Raw genomic sequence first — 18,040 nt, forward strand, 5'->3', positions numbered from 1 at the left:
CCGGCGAACAAGACGCGCACCACTTTCAAGACCCTGAGCTCGATGGGCGGCGGTGGCTTCAACGAACTGCGCATCGAGGACAAGAAAGGTCAGGAACAGATCTTCCTCCACGCCCAGCGCGACTGGGACGAGAACATCGAACACGACCAGAAGATCCGCGTCGGCAACGAACGCCACGACGTCGTGGAAAAGAACAGCTACACGGAATTCAAGGCCGAAGAACACCACACCGTTTACGAAGACCGCAAAGTCGAAGCACGGGCCAACGACCACCTGACCGTGGGCGTGAACCAGCACATCAAGATCGGCACCGGGCAATTCATCGACGCCGGGCAGGAAATTCACCTGAGCAGCGGCATGAAGGTGGTGCTGGAGGCCGGGGCCGAGCTGACGCTGGTCGGCGGTGGCAGCTTCATCAAGATCGACGGCGGCGGCGTGACCATGAGCGGGCCGGCGATCAACATCAACTCCGGCGGTGGACCGGGGAGCGGCACGGGTGCGGCGCCGTTGATGCCGGGGCCGTTGAAGCAGGCGGATGCGGATAAGCCAGGCATGCTTTTGCAGCAGCGTCTGCGTGAAAATGTGCCCATTGTTGAACTGTGCCAAAAACCCAAAGGTGGGACGCCAATGGAATGCCCATTGACAGATTGCCCCTGCAGGAAAGCCTTGATGGCGGGAGCATAGACATGAGTATTTCGGTATTGCTGGAACGCACGGACGACCTATTGGAAAAACTCTACCAACAGTTGCCCGATCCTAATCCAACCCTTTTGTTCGATTCGACTGAGCTGCAAGCGTACTCGGAACAAAGTCCGATCTGGCTCCCTCCCACCTCCAGCTCAATCATCCTTGAGTTAATGCGCCAGGAGCCTACTGAATGGCCGGGGCTAATCATTGAAAGTCACGCCACAGAAGAGGTGTTGCTGGAGCATCTGCGACACATTTTGTTCGTGCATTTCGACACGGAACGTAGAGGGGTGCTTCGCTATTCAAATCCGACGACAGCCAGCTATTTTTTTACGATCGATAACGAAAACACTTCCTGCCTCTGGATGGGACCGATTTCCGGGTTAAGTTGGTTTGGCGGTACCTGGTTTGATCTGGGACATAACCAGCTTCGCTGGTTCAACTCGCAGGCTCCAAACGCCCAACACTGGACCAAACCGGATGATCAGAAAACCTTACATCTGAGCTCAATGCATGAGCAGGCACTTCAGCGGCAACAGAAGGAACATTTCCTTTATCTGTGGTGGCAACGCCAGAGTGATCTCTCACTGACTGACGCCTCACGCTTTCTGGACGAGGGTATGCAATACGGTTTTGTGGAACCCGACGAGCTAAACAATTACCTGACATTGCGCGCAAGTTATTCAGACAAAAAACTGCCTACCATTTCCCCCGATGGTAGCGCCGAGGAGCGCCTGGAGCGTTTACGCCAGCATCTGACCAGTCATCTCAAGGACAAGGAGCTCAGGACATGAGCAAACCCGTTGGAAGCCTGAGTTCCGGCCCGGCCTGCGAAGCCGCAAAAGTAATCGTTCAGGTAATCGGCAAGGATCACCCTTCCGACCAGAAAGTCGTGCTTTGCAATGCTGCCAATCAGGTTCAAAAAGCTCAAATTGAATCTCTTGAAAAAGAAATCTGCAGCAGTGTTCTGCACGTCTGGGACTGCTCTGGGCAACCCAAGCGACGACTTTGGCTGGAAATCGCGTCGACACAAGGCAACCCCATCCGCTTGCCTTTGTTCTCTGACGTTCGTTCGACACCGCGTCAAGAGGACGAACAATGGAATCAACTTGTACCAATACTTCCTTTCGTCCCACTTCCCGGATCGAAGACTCCTTACGACCACGGCACACCGGTGCTCGCTCGACCAGGCTTCGTCTACATATTTTTCGAGAGCAAACTGTGGCGCGAACTGGAAGTTCGTATTGTGGACGGCACAACAACTTTTCACGACGTGGAAGTCGCCCGCTTTCGTCTGGGCAAAACGTTCAGGCCCGGGGCACGTAAAAGTACTGGGGTGGCACTGGAGGATATCTGGATCCCGGCGTCCTGGAACAATAAACCGGCTCAAGTCCAGTTGTGTTTTTCCGAAATACAACTGCCCGCAATTCGATTGCAACGCCTGGAGGAAGATAGCCAATTGCGTAGTCAGCGCTGCAAAAGCTTTCGGAATCTGACGTGCTCGAACAAAGAGTTCAAAAAACGATACACAAGCAAGCCTGATGGCAAGGCGATGCTCGAAGCCTATTCCAACTTCAACGTACGCGACTACACCAACCAAACCAACTGGAGCAAGGCCAACGTCACCAGACTTGAGCTTGAGGGGAGCTGTTTCCCGGTTAGCGTGGCCGCACCTCAACGGCCTCGAGAGCCAGGTTTCGAATGGCTTTTTGATCAACCGGCTTGTTACCTGTGTGACCTCACCGGGCAATTTCCAGTGACGGCAAAGCAGAATGCAGACACGTTTCTCCAGGCATGCACCAAAGGCACCTCCGAAAGAAATGAGCCGGTGCTGCGCACAGAGCTTCTGGAGTTGGATGCCGTTGCCCACTCACTGGCAACATCCATGCTTGCTGCAAAAAAAAACGGCACGGAAGATAAACTCGCTGACCCTTGGCAAGCCCGTGACAATACTGCGGATGCACTGACAAAGGCACGACAGCGGCAACTTTGCGGCGTGTTGCTTGAGGATCCACGCTACCGGCTCCGTCATTTGAAAAGTCGTGTGGAAACCCACCATGACCTATTGAAACTCTTTGCCCTTCGGGCAGCACAGCAAGCCAATCACGCCAGTGCCCTGGTTATACAGCAATTGGTCGTGCCCCATAGCTTGCAAGGCAGCACCAATCCCCTCCATGCAAGCCTGGAAAATATTGGCGAAAAAGGAAAACAGAGTATCAACCGCTGCACGGCTGTTCTGGAGCGGGCCATGGTCTGGCAGCACATGACTAGTGCACATAAGTTGCTCACCGAAAACCTTGAAAAGGACATTACGCAGCAAGCACTCGCCGATCACTTGAGTACAGATGGCTTCGAATATTTATCAGCGATGGTCGTCATCTGTCAGACCGTTGCTGCCGTTGCGGCCCCTCCTTCACGCCTTGACCCATTGGCGCCCAGCGGTGACCTCGTCGATGCCATAAGCGGTGTCAGCCTTTACAGTGCCAAAGCCACGTCCGGCCAGGAATGGCTGTCTAAATTGGCGGTCACTCCTGAAATGCCTCTACATCGGATGCTTTGGCCCAAGCACGAGATGGAGCAAGTCTGCAAACCCTATGAAGTACCCGCCGAGGCGGCAAAAAACAAAGGTGACGGTTATTTCCGTGCCGGCGAGCTTGCAGCACTTGAAAATACGGCTTCTCCTGCGGAGAACCAGCAAGGCACGCTGGATGCGAGCATTGTGGAGAGCCTTCTGGCCGGAGCAAGTTTCAATAGTTTTCTGATCACCAGCGGTAAAAACGTCAACGGCGCACTGCTGAGCATTTATGACACGCTGCAAGGAGCCGTGAACGCTGCGTTTGCCGCCACCGAGCCTTTGAGTGCCGATCTGGATCAGGCTAGATCGGCTGCAGACGCAAGTCGTGTCGAGCAAGCCAGATCAAATGATCGGCTGGAACGCACGCGTGCCCGACTGGGCGCGCGCTCGCGTCCAGTCAACGTGAAACTGCACGCACAAGGAGTGCAACAGCTTCGCAGTATGCTGCCGACCACTTTCGGCGCGGCCTATTTCATGCGCCGTGCTCAAGTTACACAGACCTATTATCTTTTCGGAATGGAAGACCTTCCGTCCCGACAGTCTGTGCCCAGAACGTTTTATGGAGAGTTTCTGGACAAACGTGGAAACCTGCTAGGGAGTACTGATCGCGCCCGCATGACAGGAGCTGCTGTAGAAACCGCAGAGCATCTGGTGCTGGTGATTCCACGCAATCACAGTACGGCGCAACTTGTCGGTAGCATGAACAGACAACTTACAGCCGCCCAGCAGGCGGCCACGGCGAGCAATGCTGCTAACAGTCAAGTGACTCAAGCCAACACAGCCCTCGCCAACGCGATAGAACAACACAATGCCAGAAACAATGCCCTGGCCTTTCGGATACTCAACTCCCGCCCGTTTGCAATTGGTGTGTTGATGATCGAAATGTGGAACGTTAGCGTGGAGATACAGAGTAAAGAACAGAATATCCGCGAAAAAGGAAGCATTAGAACCGTAGGTGGTGTGGCGGGCGCTTATATCGATCTGATCATCGCAATGGAGGCTCTGACGGTAAAACTGGCGGGAAACCAATCTGCCCTCGCTGCCGCACGAACTACAATTTTCACGCTGTCAGATGAGACCGCAAAAAAACTGTTTGGCAAGGTGGTTGCCGAACGAATCACAAAAGCCGTCACCGCACGCTTGATTGCTCAATCGGTTTCCGGAACATTGTTTGCCGGACTCAGCCTTTATGATGCCTGGTATGCCTGGCAGTGGAATGACAATGCCATGTATGGTTATTTGCTGATGACAGGCGGCGCAATGGCCGGTGTCGCCGCCGGTCTGGTCAGCGCAACCCCCGTTCTGGGATTGACCCCTCTGGGGTGGCTGGCACTACTGCTGATCGGTGCTGGTGCAGGTGTGGTCATCCTTTCGAGTAATACGCCGCTGGCGGATTGGCTGTCGAATGGACCGTTCGGCTCCAGCCGAAGCGGGGCCACGCAACATCTTCAGGAACCCGCAGAAGCATTTTATCGCCTGATTGGGCTACTTGCAGGTGTCAGCATTGACGTTAGAAGCAACCCGCTTTTTGACGTCAACGCAAAACTGGATAACCAAAATCCAACGCCATATGACGTGAGGACTTCAAATACAGTAGTTCGTATAGAAAGCCGGCTGCCTGGTCTTTTGGGTAGCGTGGGTAGCATTGGTATTCAAGCTGAGTGCCGGATGAGAAAAAAAGAAATCTCATACGCCAGGTTTATGCCAATGACCACGCAAACCAGCATTCTGAATGAAATTCCACCTATCAAAGCGCAGCGTCCGTTCCCGGACTTTCTGGAGCTATATCTGGACACTCCGGAATCGACAGGATCTGCAATAAAAAAAGCCGTCGGATACGATCTGGCCGTTCGAGCACAATTCGTTCTTAAAACCGCCTCGGAAACACGCTACTTCCCGGCCCCCGGCGTAAAAGACCCCACACGTTATGGTCCGGAGTACGCGAAAGCGGACTTCGTCAAGACCAACCGGCCTTTCTGGGCTGACGAACAGACTAATAAGGCTAACTGATGCCAGCGCTCATGGAACCCTCCACCTATTACTCAAACAAAGCATACGACCCGCGTCGAATACCAAACCAGGTGGACGCATCCGTCCGCGGAACTCTGCATAAGTTGATCGGTACTCGGCTTCCTTGGGGAAATGCGCAAGAAGTAGTTCCAAGCAGCTTATTCCAAGATCCGACTCCCGAAACCCTGCGGTTTTGGGAGAAATGGGAATTGGAAAAAAATGAAATGAAAGTAAGCGATACCTATACGCCACGTCCGCTTGAAGATGTGGAGCTTCACATCAAGCATGACCATGAAGTGTTTCGCCATGCTCAATTGCCTTTTCGCTCGCAATTCTGGCTATTTCTAAAAAGTGCCGGGAAGTGGGCAACTATCATATTGATCCCCGTTTTGATACTGGCTCACATCACAGTGATGTCCGCGTCAGAACAGTCTGCCTGGGATTTCACAACCCATCTGTTTATCAGTTTTTATTCTTGGGCATTAGGTTTACCGCTCATCTGCTGGATGATAGGCCACATCGTCATCACCCGCTTTCCGACAATCTGGTTCCGCCCTCCCCAAGGCCCGAAGTGGGAATTTAACCGGCGTACGGGCGTGGTCAGAATCTTCAATTACAGGAACGCTGCCGATAAAAACGAAGCTGTCGAATTTGAAGCTCCTTTTACTGAGTTCGACGCTTACATCATCACCAGCCCTGACCGGCAGGGCTTGGCCATGAACAGTTTATCGCTGGTCCATCGCTATAACGGTGCCGGGATCAACTTCAACGACCTGATAACTCCAGACAACACGACCCAGCAACCCTGTGCGCTATGGGACTTCCTGCAGAACTACATGGATGTCAGCCGCCCGATACCCGACATACCGATGTTCGAAGCTTCACGTCACCTTGATCCTGTCTCGGTTGCACACGACAAAAAAAATGGACGTAAGCCCCGTTACTGGATTGACATGGCCGACAATGTTTTTAAAGAAAAACTCGCAGAATTACTGGCACGAATCGATGCCATCGATACATTCAGTCGATCCAACTTGATGTTGAATCATGTGAAATATATGGATTGACGTCAGTGAAACCTCAAAGCTGCCACTGCCCAAAGTCCGGATCTTTCAACCAGCCAAGGCCGAATTTGCATTGAAAATCTCCGGCGAGCGAATTCCTGACCTCGCCGGGGATGGAGCAAGCGCTACATAAAGAAAAAATGACAGATTTAATATCTAAAAAATAGATCTGTCACCTTTTTTCTAGTCACCTTTTTTCTATTGAGATAACCAATGAACGCCACCATGTTAAATTTTGAAAAGCCACCAGCACTGCCTCCGCAGCTACATTGGGAGCATGAAAAAGAACCAGCATTATTGGAATGGACAATCCGAGCAAGAAACTACAACACTTTTGTTGCCAATTTAATGTTTTTTGCCTGCCTAATCGCCATAACAGCAGCTTCATTTTTTATATATCAAAGCATGGACGATGATCCTGTTTTCAGTGCAACATTGACCTCTCTATTTTTCATTACAGTGGGCATTTCATTAATATCAATCACCCATCAAAAAATGAATTTCGCTTACCGTCTTACCCGGTCAGGGATAGAATATTGCAAGTGGAAGGACCTCCCCAAATATACTTTCACATTTCCCAAATGGTTCTCCGGAATAACAGCAATCGCTTTCATTCTGCTGGCCGTTATTGATCCTGCTTTTTTGATAGGTGCCCTGATAGGACCGGGCGGCATGGGCTTGACCTACCTCCTGCTGATCAACTCGAAAAACTACCAAGAAATGCACACCCAACATCACCACTACGCATACAGATGGGAAGACATCACCCAACTGGCTATCGCTACAAACAGAGAAGTCGTAGATTTAAAGTACAGCGTCATTCAAGACGGCGACAACCATAAAACGAACTGGAACCTGAACATTTTCTGCGGCAACAAACAAAAAAAAACTGTAGCCAACCTGATTAAACCCTATTTATCCAAAGACGTGCCCTTCATCACCGCCAAAGTCGATGTACCGCTAAGCACTGATTGACAAAAATGCAAGCAAAACGACAAGAAAACCACAAACAATGGAATTAAAAAAACACGACCCCTTCAGAAAAACCATTAAAAAATCATAAAAAGGTGACAGATTTATTTTATAGAATAATAAATTTGTCACCTTTTTAGTACAGAAAAGCCTTAAACCTTTCTACTCAAGAAAAATCTCATAACACAGAGCCAACTTTAGCAAGTCAGAATATCAACTTCTAAAAGTTACAGAACAAGTGAAATATTTGTTTCTAAAAATAGATCAGCTACCTTTTCCTCTGCACGCACCTCTGCTCCCCTTGGAGCCTCTGATGCTGGAATCTGCTACGCATGTCTGAAGCCCTTGTATCGGAGCCGTTCGATCCGAAAAAAACGAAACGCTACCGTGCCGGAGATATCGAGCACTTTCCCTTGGGCAGCACGACCTATCTGGCACCTTTGCCGTTGCCCACTGACTCAACGCCACACAGCCCTCACGTGAGTGATCTCAACGATACGTATCTGGATTTCGGTGGCGGCAAGCCTCAAGTGTTCTCCTGGCAAATGACACTGGGTGGGCCATTTACTGCTGCGCTCTTTATTGTTTTGGGTATTCCGCTGCTGGTCGGACTCATCGTTGCGACGAGCGGTTACGCATCGAAGGACGCTTTGGAGTTCAGCTCGGATCTTTTTATTGCTACTCGAGAGCCCGCCATCTGGATGTTTCTCTCCGGCCTGGGCATCGGTCTCACCGTGTGGTTTTACAACCACAGAAAATATACCAAAGTCATACCGACCCGTTTCAACCGCCAGCGCCGGGAAGTCTGCTTCATGCCAACGGGCGCCGAGGCGCCGGTCTTCGTCCCTTGGGAATCCCTTTGCGCCTGGGTCGTCCAGGCACAAGGCGCCAGCCAATACGGGGTACGTCGCCAGTACGGCATGGGTATGGGTTTTGACCATCAAGGACAATGGGTCAGTGTTGAATTCAGGTGCGGTGGGATGCCATTGGCGATTGCCCACTGGGAAGCCGTTCGCGCGTATATGGAATACGAAGTCCACGACCTCAAAAGCATTCAAGACCCCATGGATTTGCAAGGCCCCGATGATCCGCCCCACGAAGGCATGCACACCTTGCGCAATGCCCGAGCGCGTCTGCATCGCCGTATACGTGAAAAGGAAGTCGGTTGGATTTACGCCTTTTTCTGGTATCTCTACCACGCTATGACGTTCTGGACCTTGCCCAACCTTCTTGTCGAATGGGAAGTACGTCGAATCGCAAAAGTCGGGCGTAGAGCATTGCCTGATGCCATGCGCTCCTGGTCCGAGCCGCTGCCTGAAGAACAATGGGCAAAGCCTAGCGAAGACCTTATCCGTTTGAGCGAGGAAGTTCGAGCGCTCAAGCGGCGCACACCCCAACGAGCCATTACGGAGATCTTTGCCCTGGTTTATCTGAATAAGGGAAGTGGCAAGAAACGTGCGTAGTCATGCCACTCAAGACAACAGGGCTGCACTGATGCAGCCTTGACTCAATAACTTAGAGGGTCGCCACCCTCACCTGCCTCTCCAACTCCACCTTCAACCCCGGCTCCAGCTTCAACTGCTTCGCCAGCTCATCCAGATACGCCTTCTCCATAAAGTTCTCCTCATCCACCATCATCACGCTCGCCACGTACATCTCGGCAGCCATCTCCGGTGTGCTCGCAGCACGGGCGACGTCGGTGGGGTCGAGGGGTTTGTTGAGTTCGGCGTGAAGCCAGTGTTTGAGCTCCTGATCGTTGTCGAGCCGGGTGAATTCGCCTTCGATCAGTTGGCGTTCGCGGTCGTCGATGTGGCCATCGGCTTTGGCGGCGGCGACCAAGGCCTTGAGGATGGCCTGGCTGTGTTGTTCGACTTGCGCCGGTGGCAGGCGATCCAGGGTTTGCGGTTCGCTTTGCGGGGCGGTGCCTTTTTGGGCGTTCCAGTTGCCGTAAGCTTTGTAGGCGATCACGCCCAGTGCGGCGAGGCCGCCGTAGAGGGCGACTTTACCGCCAACCTTGCGGGCCTTTTTGCTGCCCAGCAGCAGGCCCATGGCGCCGGCCGCCAGGGCACCGCCGCCTGCGCCTGACAGCAAACCGCCAAGTGCGCCATTACTGGAAGATCCGCCCAGCAAGCCGCCCAAACCACCGGCAGCCGGTTTGTTCTGCGCCCCGCCCGCCTTGTTCTGCAGCAGATCCTGGCCGGACTTGAGGAGTTGATCGAGCAATCCACGGGTGTTCATGTTCTGCCTCCAAACAGGGGTTATCCGGATCAATAAGGCCCACAGCCTAGTTCGAAAGTGCCCGTCGTTTGGGTGCGAGTGTGCTTCCAGATGTTGCCTGGCTCACCGCGGCCCTTCGCGAAAATAGATATACACTCGAGGCAATCTATAAAAACCGCCCACCGGGTAAACCTTCCATGATGACCTTGCGTCAGATCCGCCACTTCATCGCCGTGGCCGAGACCGGCTCGATCTCCGCCGCCGCGCAGACCGCGTTCATTTCCCAATCGACCCTGACCCTGGCCATCCAGCAACTGGAGGAAGAAATCGGCGTCAGCCTGTTCAACCGCCACGCCAAGGGCATGACCCTTACCCATCAGGGCCACCAGTTCCTGCGCCAGGCGCACCTGATTCTGGCGACCGTGGACAACGCCAAACGCAGCCTGCAACAAAGTACCGATCAGGTCGCCGGGCAGTTGATCGTCGGCGTGACCAGTCTGGTGGCCGGTTATTACCTGGCGGATTTGCTGACCCGTTTCCAGCGTGCGTATCCCAACGTCGAGATCCGGGTGATGGAAGACGAGCGGCCATACATCGAGCATCTGCTGGTCAGCGGCGAGATCGATGTCGGGGTGTTGATCCTCTCCAACCTCGAAGACCGCCACGCCTTGCAGACCGAGGTGCTGACCCACTCGCCGCACCGTTTGTGGCTGCCGGCCCAGCATCCGCTGCTGGAGCACGACAGCATCAACCTCGCCGACGTCGCCCGGGAGCCGTTGATTCAACTGAACGTCGACGAGATGGATCGCAATGCCCAACGCCTTTGGCGCGGTGCCGGACTGCAACCGAAGATCACCCTCAGAACCGCGTCCACAGAGGCGGTGCGAAGTCTGGTCGCGGCCGGCTTGGGCGTGTCGATCCAGCCCGACATGACCTACCGCCCATGGTCGCTGGAAGGGGACATCATCGAAGCCCGACCAATTGCCGACCTCAACCAGACCCTCGACGTCGGTCTGGCCTGGCGCCGTGGCACCGCACGCCCTGCGCTGGTCGACCCGTTCCTGACTGTGGCCCGCGAACAGCCCCACGGCGGACGCAAGCCATCTATTTAATCGAATGCCACCTTCAGTATTTAGAATTTGTCGACCCCGGAGCCGCGCACTAGTCTTGCTGCATCTATAAGACGGTCGGCTCCCGGAACAGGGAGCAACATGGCCATACAAGAAAAGAGATCACGGAAAATGGCTGGCGCGCAGACCCACATGCACACCGCGTTGCTGATCGACGGCGAACTGGTCGCCGGGCAAGGATTTGTCGAACCTATCCTCAACCCGGCCACCGGTGAAGTCCTGACACAGATAGCCGAAGCCAGCACCGAGCAAGTCGAAGCCGCCATCCTCGCCGCCCACCGCGCCTTTGCCGAGTGGTCACGCACGACTCCGCAACAACGCTCCAACTTGCTGCTGGAAATCGCCAGCGCCGTCGAAAAACACGCCGATCACCTCGCCCGCCTCGAAGCCCTGAACTGCGGCAAGCCGCTGCATCTGGCGCGGCAGGACGATTTGACCGCAACGGTCGATGTGTTTCGCTTTTTCGCTGGCGCCGTGCGCTGCCAGACCGGCCAGCTCAGCGGCGAATACGTGCCGGGCTACACCAGCATGGTGCGCCGTGATCCGATTGGCGTCGTCGCTTCGATTGCGCCGTGGAACTACCCGATCATGATGGCCGCGTGGAAGATCGCCCCGGCCCTCGCCGCCGGCAATACGCTGGTGTTCAAGCCGTCCGAACACACGCCGTTGTCGATTCTGGCGCTGGCCCCGGCGCTGGCCGAAATCCTGCCGCGCGGGGTGATCAATATCGTCTGCGGTGGCGGCGAAGGCGTCGGCAGCCACTTGGTCGGCCACCCGAAAGTACGCATGGTGTCGCTGACTGGCGATATCGTCACCGGCCAGAAAATTCTCCAGGCCGCCGCCAAAACCCTCAAGCGCACGCACCTTGAACTCGGCGGCAAGGCCCCGGTGATCGTCTGCAATGACGCCGATCTCAAAGCCGTGGTCGAAGGCGTGCGCACTTATGGCTATTACAACGCCGGGCAGGATTGCACGGCGGCTTGCCGGATCTACGCCCAGGCAGGAATTCACGACAAATTGGTCGCCGAACTCGGCGCGGCGGTCAGCAGCCTGCGCTTCGCCGGCAAACGCGACGCCGACAACGAGATCGGCCCGCTGATCAGCACTCGCCAGCGCGACCGTGTGGCCAGTTTCGTCGAGCGCGCCCTCGGTCAGCCGCACATCGAACGAGTGACCGGTGCGGCAGTGCATTCCGGCGCCGGGTTCTTCTATCAGCCAACCCTGCTGGCGGGTTGCAAACAGAGCGATGAAATCGTCCAGCGCGAAGTGTTCGGCCCGGTGGTGACCGTGACCCGCTTCGACGAACTGGCGCAAGCGGTGGACTGGGCCAACGACTCGGAATACGGCCTCGCCTCGTCGGTGTGGACGCAGAACCTGGACAAAGCGATGCAGGTCGCCGCACGCCTGCAATACGGCTGCACCTGGATCAACAGTCATTTCATGCTGGTCAGCGAAATGCCCCACGGCGGCCTGAAACGCTCCGGCTACGGCAAAGACTTATCCAGCGATTCGCTACAGGACTACAGCGTGGTGCGGCACATCATGGCACGCCACGGCCAGCATCTCTGACTACGCTAATAACAAGCCGACCACGGCATGCTTCACCGCGTTCACAACTGCCCCGACCATAATTTAAAGAAGAGGGTTCACCATGTTCGTGCACAAGACCGCACTGCTCAGTGCAATCACCACGGCCCTGCTGGCCAGCGCTAGCCTGCAGGCCGCCGAGCCGCTGAAAGCCGTCGGCGCCGGCGAAGGCCAGCTGGATATCGTCGCCTGGCCCGGCTACATCGAACGCGGTGAAAGCGACAAGGCCTACGACTGGGTGACCGGTTTCGAGAAAGAAACCGGCTGCAAGGTGAACGTGAAAACCGCTGCCACGTCTGACGAAATGGTCAGCCTGATGGCCAAGGGCGGTTACGACCTGGTGACGGCGTCGGGCGATGCGTCGCTGCGGTTGATCGTCGGCAAGCGTGTGCAACCGATCAACACTGCGTTGATCCCGAACTGGAAAACCCTCGACCCACGCCTGAAAGACGCGCCGTGGTACGTGGTCAACAAGGAAACCTACGGCACCCCCTACCAGTGGGGCCCGAACGTGCTGATGTACAACACCAACGTGTTCAAGACCGCGCCGACCAGCTGGAACGTGGTGTTCGCCGAACAGAATCTGCCTGACGGCAAGTCGAACAAGGGCCGTGTGCAAGCCTACGACGGCCCGATCTACATCGCCGACGCGGCGCTCTACCTGAAATCCACCAAGCCTGAGCTGGGGATCAAGGATCCGTACCAGCTCACCGAAGATCAGTACAAAGCCGTGCTGGAACTGTTGCGCGCCCAGCAGAAGCTGATCCACCGCTACTGGCACGACACCACCGTGCAGATGAGCGATTTCAAGAACGAAGGCGTGGTCGCGTCCAGCGCCTGGCCGTATCAGGTCAACGGCCTGATCAACGACAAGCAACCGATCGCTTCGACCGTGCCGAAAGAAGGCGCCACCGGTTGGGCCGACACCACCATGCTGCACGCCGAGGCCAAGCACCCGAACTGCGCCTACAAGTGGATGGACTGGTCGCTGCAGCCGAAAGTCCAGGGTGATGTGGCGGCATGGTTCGGTTCGTTGCCGGCGGTTCCGGCTGCGTGTCAAGGCAGTGAGTTGCTCGGGGCCGAGGGTTGCAAGACCAACGGGTTTGATCAGTTCGACAAGATCGCTTTCTGGAAAACGCCGCAGGCTGAGGGTGGGAAGTTTGTGCCGTATAGCCGGTGGACGCAGGACTACATTGCGATTATGGGCGGTAGGTAGCACTCCGGAACGACGCGGTCTGCCCCCTTTCCCCCTCGCCCCCTTGGGGGAGAGGGCTGGGGTGAGGGGGTGGCTTTTGATCTTGCTCTTAATTTCAGGGCAAAGGCCGAAACCGCTGCCCTCACCCCCCGCCCTCTCCCGGAGGGAGAGGGAGCTAAAAGCAGATCGCGGCGTATCGGCCATATGAGTTAGCCAAAAACAATCGCATACACCGCCAAACGATCCAGCTTTTTCAGAAGTCCAGGCAGGGCCGCTGCGACGGCCCTCGCCTTTTTGGAGCACCGCACCATGACGCTTGCAGTCCAGTTCACCAACGTTTCCCGGCAGTTCGGCGAAGTGAAAGCCGTTGACCGGGTTTCCATCGATATCCAGGACGGCGAGTTCTTTTCCATGCTCGGCCCCTCCGGTTCGGGCAAGACCACGTGCCTGCGCCTGATCGCCGGGTTCGAACAACCGAGCGCTGGCTCGATCCGCATTCACGGCGCCGAAGCCGCCGGTTTGCCGCCCTATCAACGCGACGTCAACACGGTGTTTCAGGATTACGCGCTGTTCCCACACATGAACGTGCTGGACAACGTGGCCTACGGTTTGAAAGTCAAAGGCGTGAACAAGAACGAGCGCCACAAGCGCGCCGAAGAAGCGTTGGACATGGTCGCCCTCGGCGGCTACGGCGCCCGCAAACCGGTGCAGTTGTCCGGCGGTCAGCGTCAGCGTGTCGCCCTCGCCCGCGCGCTGGTCAATCGCCCGCGCGTGCTGTTGCTCGACGAACCGTTGGGCGCCCTCGATCTGAAGCTGCGCGAACAGATGCAGAGCGAACTGAAGAAGCTGCAACGCCAGCTCGGCATCACGTTCATCTTCGTCACTCACGACCAGACCGAGGCGCTGTCGATGTCCGACCGCGTGGCCGTGTTCAACAAGGGCCGCATCGAACAGGTCGACACCCCGCGCAATCTGTACATGAAACCCACCACCACGTTTGTCGCCGAGTTCGTCGGCACTTCGAACGTGATTCGCGGCGATCTGGCGCGACAGCTCAGCGGCCATCCACAGCCGTTTTCGATCCGCCCTGAACACGTGCGTTTCGCCGAAGGCCCGCTGGCCAGTCATGAAATCGAAGTCAGCGGCCTGCTCCATGACATCCAGTATCAGGGCAGCGCCACGCGCTATGAACTGACCCTGGAAAACGGCCAGACCCTGAGCATCAGCCACGCCAACAATCAGTGGATCGACAGCAGCGCGCAACACCAGACCGGTCAGCGCATCAACGCACGCTGGGCGCGGGAAGCGATGATTCCGCTGCACGACACCGTTGCGAGCGGGGTGTGACATGACCGCCCTCGCCCTCCCTCAATCGGCGCCGTTGCGCAGGTTTTCCAACCTGCTCTATCGCAAGCCGAACCTCTATCTGTCGATGCTGCTGGTGCCGCCGCTGCTGTGGTTCGGCGCGATCTATCTGGGGTCGCTGCTGGTGCTGCTGTGGCAAGGTTTCTACACCTTCGACGACTTCACCATGGCGGTCACACCCGACCTGACTCTGGCCAACTTTGCCGCACTGTTTCAACCGTCGAACTTCGACATCATCCTGCGCACCCTGAGCATGGCGGTCGTGGTGTCGATCGCCAGCGCCATCGTCGCGTTTCCGATTGCCTACTACATGGCGCGCTACACCACCGGCAAGACCAAGGCGTTTTTCTACATCGCGGTGATGATGCCGATGTGGGCCAGTTACATCGTCAAGGCCTACGCCTGGACGCTGCTGCTGGCCAAGGGCGGCGTCACGCAGTGGTTCGTTCAGCACCTGGGGCTGGAACCGGTTCTGCAATTCATTCTGGGGATTCCCGGGGTCGGCGGCAGCACCTTGTCGACCTCGCACCTGGGGCGGTTCATGGTGTTCGTCTACATCTGGCTGCCGTTCATGATCCTGCCGATCCAGGCTTCGCTGGAACGCTTGCCGCCATCGCTGCTGCAAGCCTCCGCCGACCTCGGGGCCAAACCGCGCCAGACCTTCATGCAGGTGATTCTGCCGCTGTCGGTGCCGGGCATTGCCGCCGGTTCGATCTTCACGTTTTCGCTGACCTTGGGCGACTTCATCGTGCCGCAACTGGTGGGCCCGCCGGGCTACTTCGTCGGCAGCATGGTCTACGCGCAACAAGGTGCAATCGGCAACATGCCAATGGCTGCGGCGTTCACGCTGGTGCCGATCGTGCTGATCGCCATTTACCTGTCCATCGTCAAACGACTGGGGGCCTTCGATGCACTCTGAAAAGGCCTCAATTGGCTTAAAAATCGCAGCCTGGGGCGGGCTGGTGTTTCTGCACTTCCCGATCCTGATCATCTTCCTCTACGCCTTCAACACCGAAGACGCAGCGTTCAGTTTTCCACCCAAAGGCTTCACGCTGCATTGGTTCAGCGTGGCGTTTTCGCGGCCGGACGTGCTGGAAGCGATCAAGCTGTCGCTGCAGATTGCGAGCATCGCCACGCTGATTGCCATGGTCCTCGGCACCCTCGCTTCGGCGGCGTTGTACCGCCGGGACTTCTTCGGCAAACAGGGCATTTCGCTGATGCTGATCCTGCCGATTGCGTTGCCGGGGATCATCACCGGGATCGCGCTGCTGGCGACCTTCAAGACACTGGGGATCGAGCCGGGGATGTTCACCATCATCGTCGGCCACGCGACCTTCTGCGTGGTGATCGTCTACAACAACGTCATCGCCCGTTTGCGCCGCACCTCCCACAGCCTGATCGAGGCGTCGATGGATCTCGGTGCCGACGGCTGGCAGACCTTCCGCTACATCATCCTGCCGAACCTCGGTTCGGCGTTGCTCGCCGGCGGCATGCTCGCGTTTGCGCTGTCGTTCGACGAAATCATCGTCACCACCTTCACCGCAGGCCATGAACGCACCTTGCCGCTGTGGCTGCTCAACCAACTGAGCCGCCCACGGGACGTGCCGGTGACCAACGTCGTGGCGATGCTGGTGATGTTGGTGACCATGCTGCCGATCCTCGGCGCCTACTACCTGACCCGGGGTGGCGAGAGCGTGGCCGGCAGCGGCGGTAAATGATTTCCCTGAACTTCCCCACCCTGAATTTGCAGTAGAAAGAGGACAACAACATGCAAACCAAACTCTTGATCAACGGCCAACTGGTCAACGGCGAAGGCCCGGCGCAACCGGTGCTCAACCCGGCGCGTGGCGAAGTGCTGGTGGAAATCAACGAGGCCAGCGAAGCCCAGGTCGATGCCGCCGTGCGCGCCGCCGACAGTGCCTTCGCCGAATGGTCGCAGACCACGCCGAAAGACCGTTCGCTGTTGCTGCTCAAACTCGCCGACACCATCGAAGCCCACGGCGAAGAACTGGCAAAACTGGAATCGGACAACTGCGGCAAACCCTACAGCGCTGCGCTGAACGACGAGATCCCGGCGATAGCCGACGTGTTCCGTTTCTTCGCCGGCGCCAGCCGTTGCATGAGCGGTTCGGCCGGCGGCGAATACCTGCCCGGCCACACCTCGATGATCCGCCGCGACCCGGTGGGCGTGATCGCCTCCATCGCGCCATGGAACTACCCGCTGATGATGGTCGCCTGGAAAATCGCCCCGGCCCTCGCCGCCGGTAATACCGTGGTGCTCAAGCCGTCGGAACAAACCCCTCTGACCGCGTTGCGTCTGGCCGAACTGGCGTCGGATATTTTCCCGGCCGGTGTGCTCAATCTGGTGTTCGGTCGTGGGCCGAGCGTGGGCAGTCCGCTGGTGACCCATCCGAAAGTACGCATGGTGTCGCTGACCGGCTCGATAGCCACCGGTTCGAACATCATTTCCAGCACCGCCGACAGCGTCAAACGCATGCACATGGAACTGGGCGGCAAGGCCCCGGTGATCATCTTCGACGACGCCGACATCGATGCAGCGGTTGAAGGCATCCGTACCTTCGGCTTCTACAACGCCGGCCAGGACTGCACCGCTGCGTGCCGGATCTACGCCCAGCAAGGCATCTACGACAAGTTCGTCGAGAAGCTCGGCGCGGCGGTCAGCAGCATCAAGTACGGCTTGCAGGATGATCCGTCGACCGAACTCGGGCCACTGATCACCGCCCAACATCGCGACCGCGTGGCCGGGTTTGTCGAACGCGCCGTGGCGCAACCGCACATCCGCCTGATCACCGGCGGCAAGGCTGTGGACGGCAACGGTTTCTTCTTCGAACCGACGGTGCTGGCCGACGCGCAGCAGGACGACGAAATCGTCCGCCGCGAAGTGTTCGGCCCGGTGGTGTCGGTGACCAAGTTCACCGATGAAGCCCAGGCGCTGGAGTGGGCCAACGATTCGGACTACGGCCTCGCGTCCTCGGTGTGGACGGCTGATGTAGGGCGCGCCCATCGCCTGTCCGCCCGTTTGCAGTACGGCTGCACCTGGGTGAATACGCACTTCATGCTTGTCAGCGAAATGCCTCATGGCGGTCAGAAACTGTCCGGCTACGGCAAGGACATGTCCATGTACGGGCTGGAGGACTACACCACGGTTCGGCATGTGATGTTCAAACACTAAAAGCATTCCCCCGGTTTCAAGGCAGAAACCGGTCATCCGCATCAC

Annotated in this window: 14 protein-coding genes; 13 read left to right on the forward strand and 1 reads right to left on the reverse strand. The window is 56.9% G+C overall.

Annotated features, from left to right (window positions below):
• The 6 genes from AC1RR7_RS29285 to AC1RR7_RS29310 form a co-directional block, all read left to right on the forward strand.
• On the forward strand, positions 1-684 hold a 684-nt coding region (locus AC1RR7_RS29285), incomplete at its 5' end, for a bacteriophage T4 gp5 trimerization domain-containing protein (protein WP_493158885.1).
• Between the two features lie 2 nt (positions 685-686).
• On the forward strand, positions 687-1,481 hold the full coding sequence (locus AC1RR7_RS29290) for a DUF4123 domain-containing protein (protein WP_493158886.1): 795 nt from the start codon (positions 687-689) through the stop codon (positions 1,479-1,481).
• Positions 1,478-5,272, forward strand: coding sequence for a hypothetical protein (locus AC1RR7_RS29295; protein WP_493158887.1), 3,795 nt, complete (start codon positions 1,478-1,480; stop codon positions 5,270-5,272). Before AC1RR7_RS29290 ends, AC1RR7_RS29295 begins: the two co-directional genes overlap by 4 nt.
• A gap of 11 nt (positions 5,273-5,283) precedes the next feature.
• The gene (locus AC1RR7_RS29300; RefSeq protein WP_493158888.1) at positions 5,284-6,339 is read left to right on the forward strand and encodes a hypothetical protein; all 1,056 of its coding nucleotides are present in this window, start codon (positions 5,284-5,286) and stop codon (positions 6,337-6,339) included.
• A gap of 222 nt (positions 6,340-6,561) precedes the next feature.
• The gene (locus AC1RR7_RS29305) at positions 6,562-7,311 is read left to right on the forward strand and encodes a hypothetical protein (RefSeq protein WP_493158906.1); all 750 of its coding nucleotides are present in this window, start codon (positions 6,562-6,564) and stop codon (positions 7,309-7,311) included.
• Positions 7,312-7,640: 329 nt separating this feature from the next.
• Positions 7,641-8,771 carry a hypothetical protein gene (locus AC1RR7_RS29310; protein WP_493065340.1) on the forward strand — a complete coding sequence of 377 codons (1,131 nt, stop codon included), beginning with the start codon at positions 7,641-7,643 and terminating at the stop codon, positions 8,769-8,771.
• 52 nt (positions 8,772-8,823) lie between these two features.
• Here AC1RR7_RS29310 and AC1RR7_RS29315 read toward each other — a convergent pair whose 3' ends face one another.
• A complete protein-coding gene (locus AC1RR7_RS29315; protein ID WP_493158889.1) occupies positions 8,824-9,546 on the reverse strand; it encodes a tellurite resistance TerB family protein in 723 nt (240 codons plus the stop codon).
• A 176-nt stretch (positions 9,547-9,722) separates the two neighbouring features.
• On the opposite strand from AC1RR7_RS29315, the gene AC1RR7_RS29320 reads away from it, so the two are divergent.
• The 7 genes from AC1RR7_RS29320 (at position 9,723) to AC1RR7_RS29350 (ending at position 17,995) form a co-directional block, all read left to right on the forward strand.
• Entirely contained in the window at positions 9,723-10,637 is a 915-nt protein-coding gene (locus AC1RR7_RS29320) for a LysR family transcriptional regulator (RefSeq protein ID WP_007954670.1), read from the forward strand.
• Between the two features lie 99 nt (positions 10,638-10,736).
• Positions 10,737-12,224: a gamma-aminobutyraldehyde dehydrogenase gene (locus AC1RR7_RS29325; protein ID WP_096819316.1), complete on the forward strand. Its 1,488-nt coding sequence runs from the start codon at positions 10,737-10,739 to the stop codon at positions 12,222-12,224.
• 82 nt (positions 12,225-12,306) lie between these two features.
• On the forward strand, positions 12,307-13,458 hold the full coding sequence (gene ydcS, locus AC1RR7_RS29330; RefSeq protein WP_096819315.1) for a putative ABC transporter substrate-binding protein YdcS: 1,152 nt from the start codon (positions 12,307-12,309) through the stop codon (positions 13,456-13,458).
• Between the two features lie 288 nt (positions 13,459-13,746).
• Complete coding sequence (locus AC1RR7_RS29335) at positions 13,747-14,784, forward strand: ABC transporter ATP-binding protein (protein ID WP_493158890.1); 1,038 nt, start codon at positions 13,747-13,749, stop codon at positions 14,782-14,784.
• Position 14,785: 1 nt separating this feature from the next.
• Positions 14,786-15,721, forward strand: coding sequence for an ABC transporter permease (locus tag AC1RR7_RS29340; protein ID WP_493158891.1), 936 nt, complete (start codon positions 14,786-14,788; stop codon positions 15,719-15,721).
• Positions 15,711-16,520: an ABC transporter permease gene (locus tag AC1RR7_RS29345; RefSeq protein ID WP_096819312.1), complete on the forward strand. Its 810-nt coding sequence runs from the start codon at positions 15,711-15,713 to the stop codon at positions 16,518-16,520. The genes AC1RR7_RS29340 and AC1RR7_RS29345 overlap by 11 nt, the downstream gene beginning before the upstream one ends.
• A gap of 50 nt (positions 16,521-16,570) precedes the next feature.
• Complete coding sequence (locus tag AC1RR7_RS29350) at positions 16,571-17,995, forward strand: gamma-aminobutyraldehyde dehydrogenase (protein ID WP_096819310.1); 1,425 nt, start codon at positions 16,571-16,573, stop codon at positions 17,993-17,995.
• The last annotated feature ends 45 nt before the right edge of the window (positions 17,996-18,040 follow it).

This window comes from Pseudomonas sp. GW821-FHT11G12, from assembly GCF_058808055.1.

Excerpts from the sequence above, each read along its gene's own strand:
- AC1RR7_RS29290 (WP_493158886.1), top strand. The coding sequence starts at position 687 with ATGAGTATTTCGGTATTGCTGGAACGCACGGACGACCTATTGGAAAAA.
- AC1RR7_RS29295 (WP_493158887.1), top strand. The coding sequence starts at position 1,478 with ATGAGCAAACCCGTTGGAAGCCTGAGTTCCGGCCCGGCCTGCGAAGCC.
- AC1RR7_RS29300 (WP_493158888.1), top strand. The coding sequence starts at position 5,284 with ATGGAACCCTCCACCTATTACTCAAACAAAGCATACGACCCGCGTCGA.
- AC1RR7_RS29305 (WP_493158906.1), top strand. The coding sequence starts at position 6,562 with ATGTTAAATTTTGAAAAGCCACCAGCACTGCCTCCGCAGCTACATTGG.
- AC1RR7_RS29310 (WP_493065340.1), top strand. The coding sequence starts at position 7,641 with ATGTCTGAAGCCCTTGTATCGGAGCCGTTCGATCCGAAAAAAACGAAA.
- AC1RR7_RS29315 (WP_493158889.1), bottom strand. The coding sequence starts at position 9,546 with ATGAACACCCGTGGATTGCTCGATCAACTCCTCAAGTCCGGCCAGGAT.
- AC1RR7_RS29320 (WP_007954670.1), top strand. The coding sequence starts at position 9,723 with ATGATGACCTTGCGTCAGATCCGCCACTTCATCGCCGTGGCCGAGACC.
- AC1RR7_RS29325 (WP_096819316.1), top strand. The coding sequence starts at position 10,737 with ATGGCCATACAAGAAAAGAGATCACGGAAAATGGCTGGCGCGCAGACC.
- ydcS (WP_096819315.1), top strand. The coding sequence starts at position 12,307 with ATGTTCGTGCACAAGACCGCACTGCTCAGTGCAATCACCACGGCCCTG.
- AC1RR7_RS29335 (WP_493158890.1), top strand. The coding sequence starts at position 13,747 with ATGACGCTTGCAGTCCAGTTCACCAACGTTTCCCGGCAGTTCGGCGAA.
- AC1RR7_RS29340 (WP_493158891.1), top strand. The coding sequence starts at position 14,786 with ATGACCGCCCTCGCCCTCCCTCAATCGGCGCCGTTGCGCAGGTTTTCC.
- AC1RR7_RS29345 (WP_096819312.1), top strand. The coding sequence starts at position 15,711 with ATGCACTCTGAAAAGGCCTCAATTGGCTTAAAAATCGCAGCCTGGGGC.
- AC1RR7_RS29350 (WP_096819310.1), top strand. The coding sequence starts at position 16,571 with ATGCAAACCAAACTCTTGATCAACGGCCAACTGGTCAACGGCGAAGGC.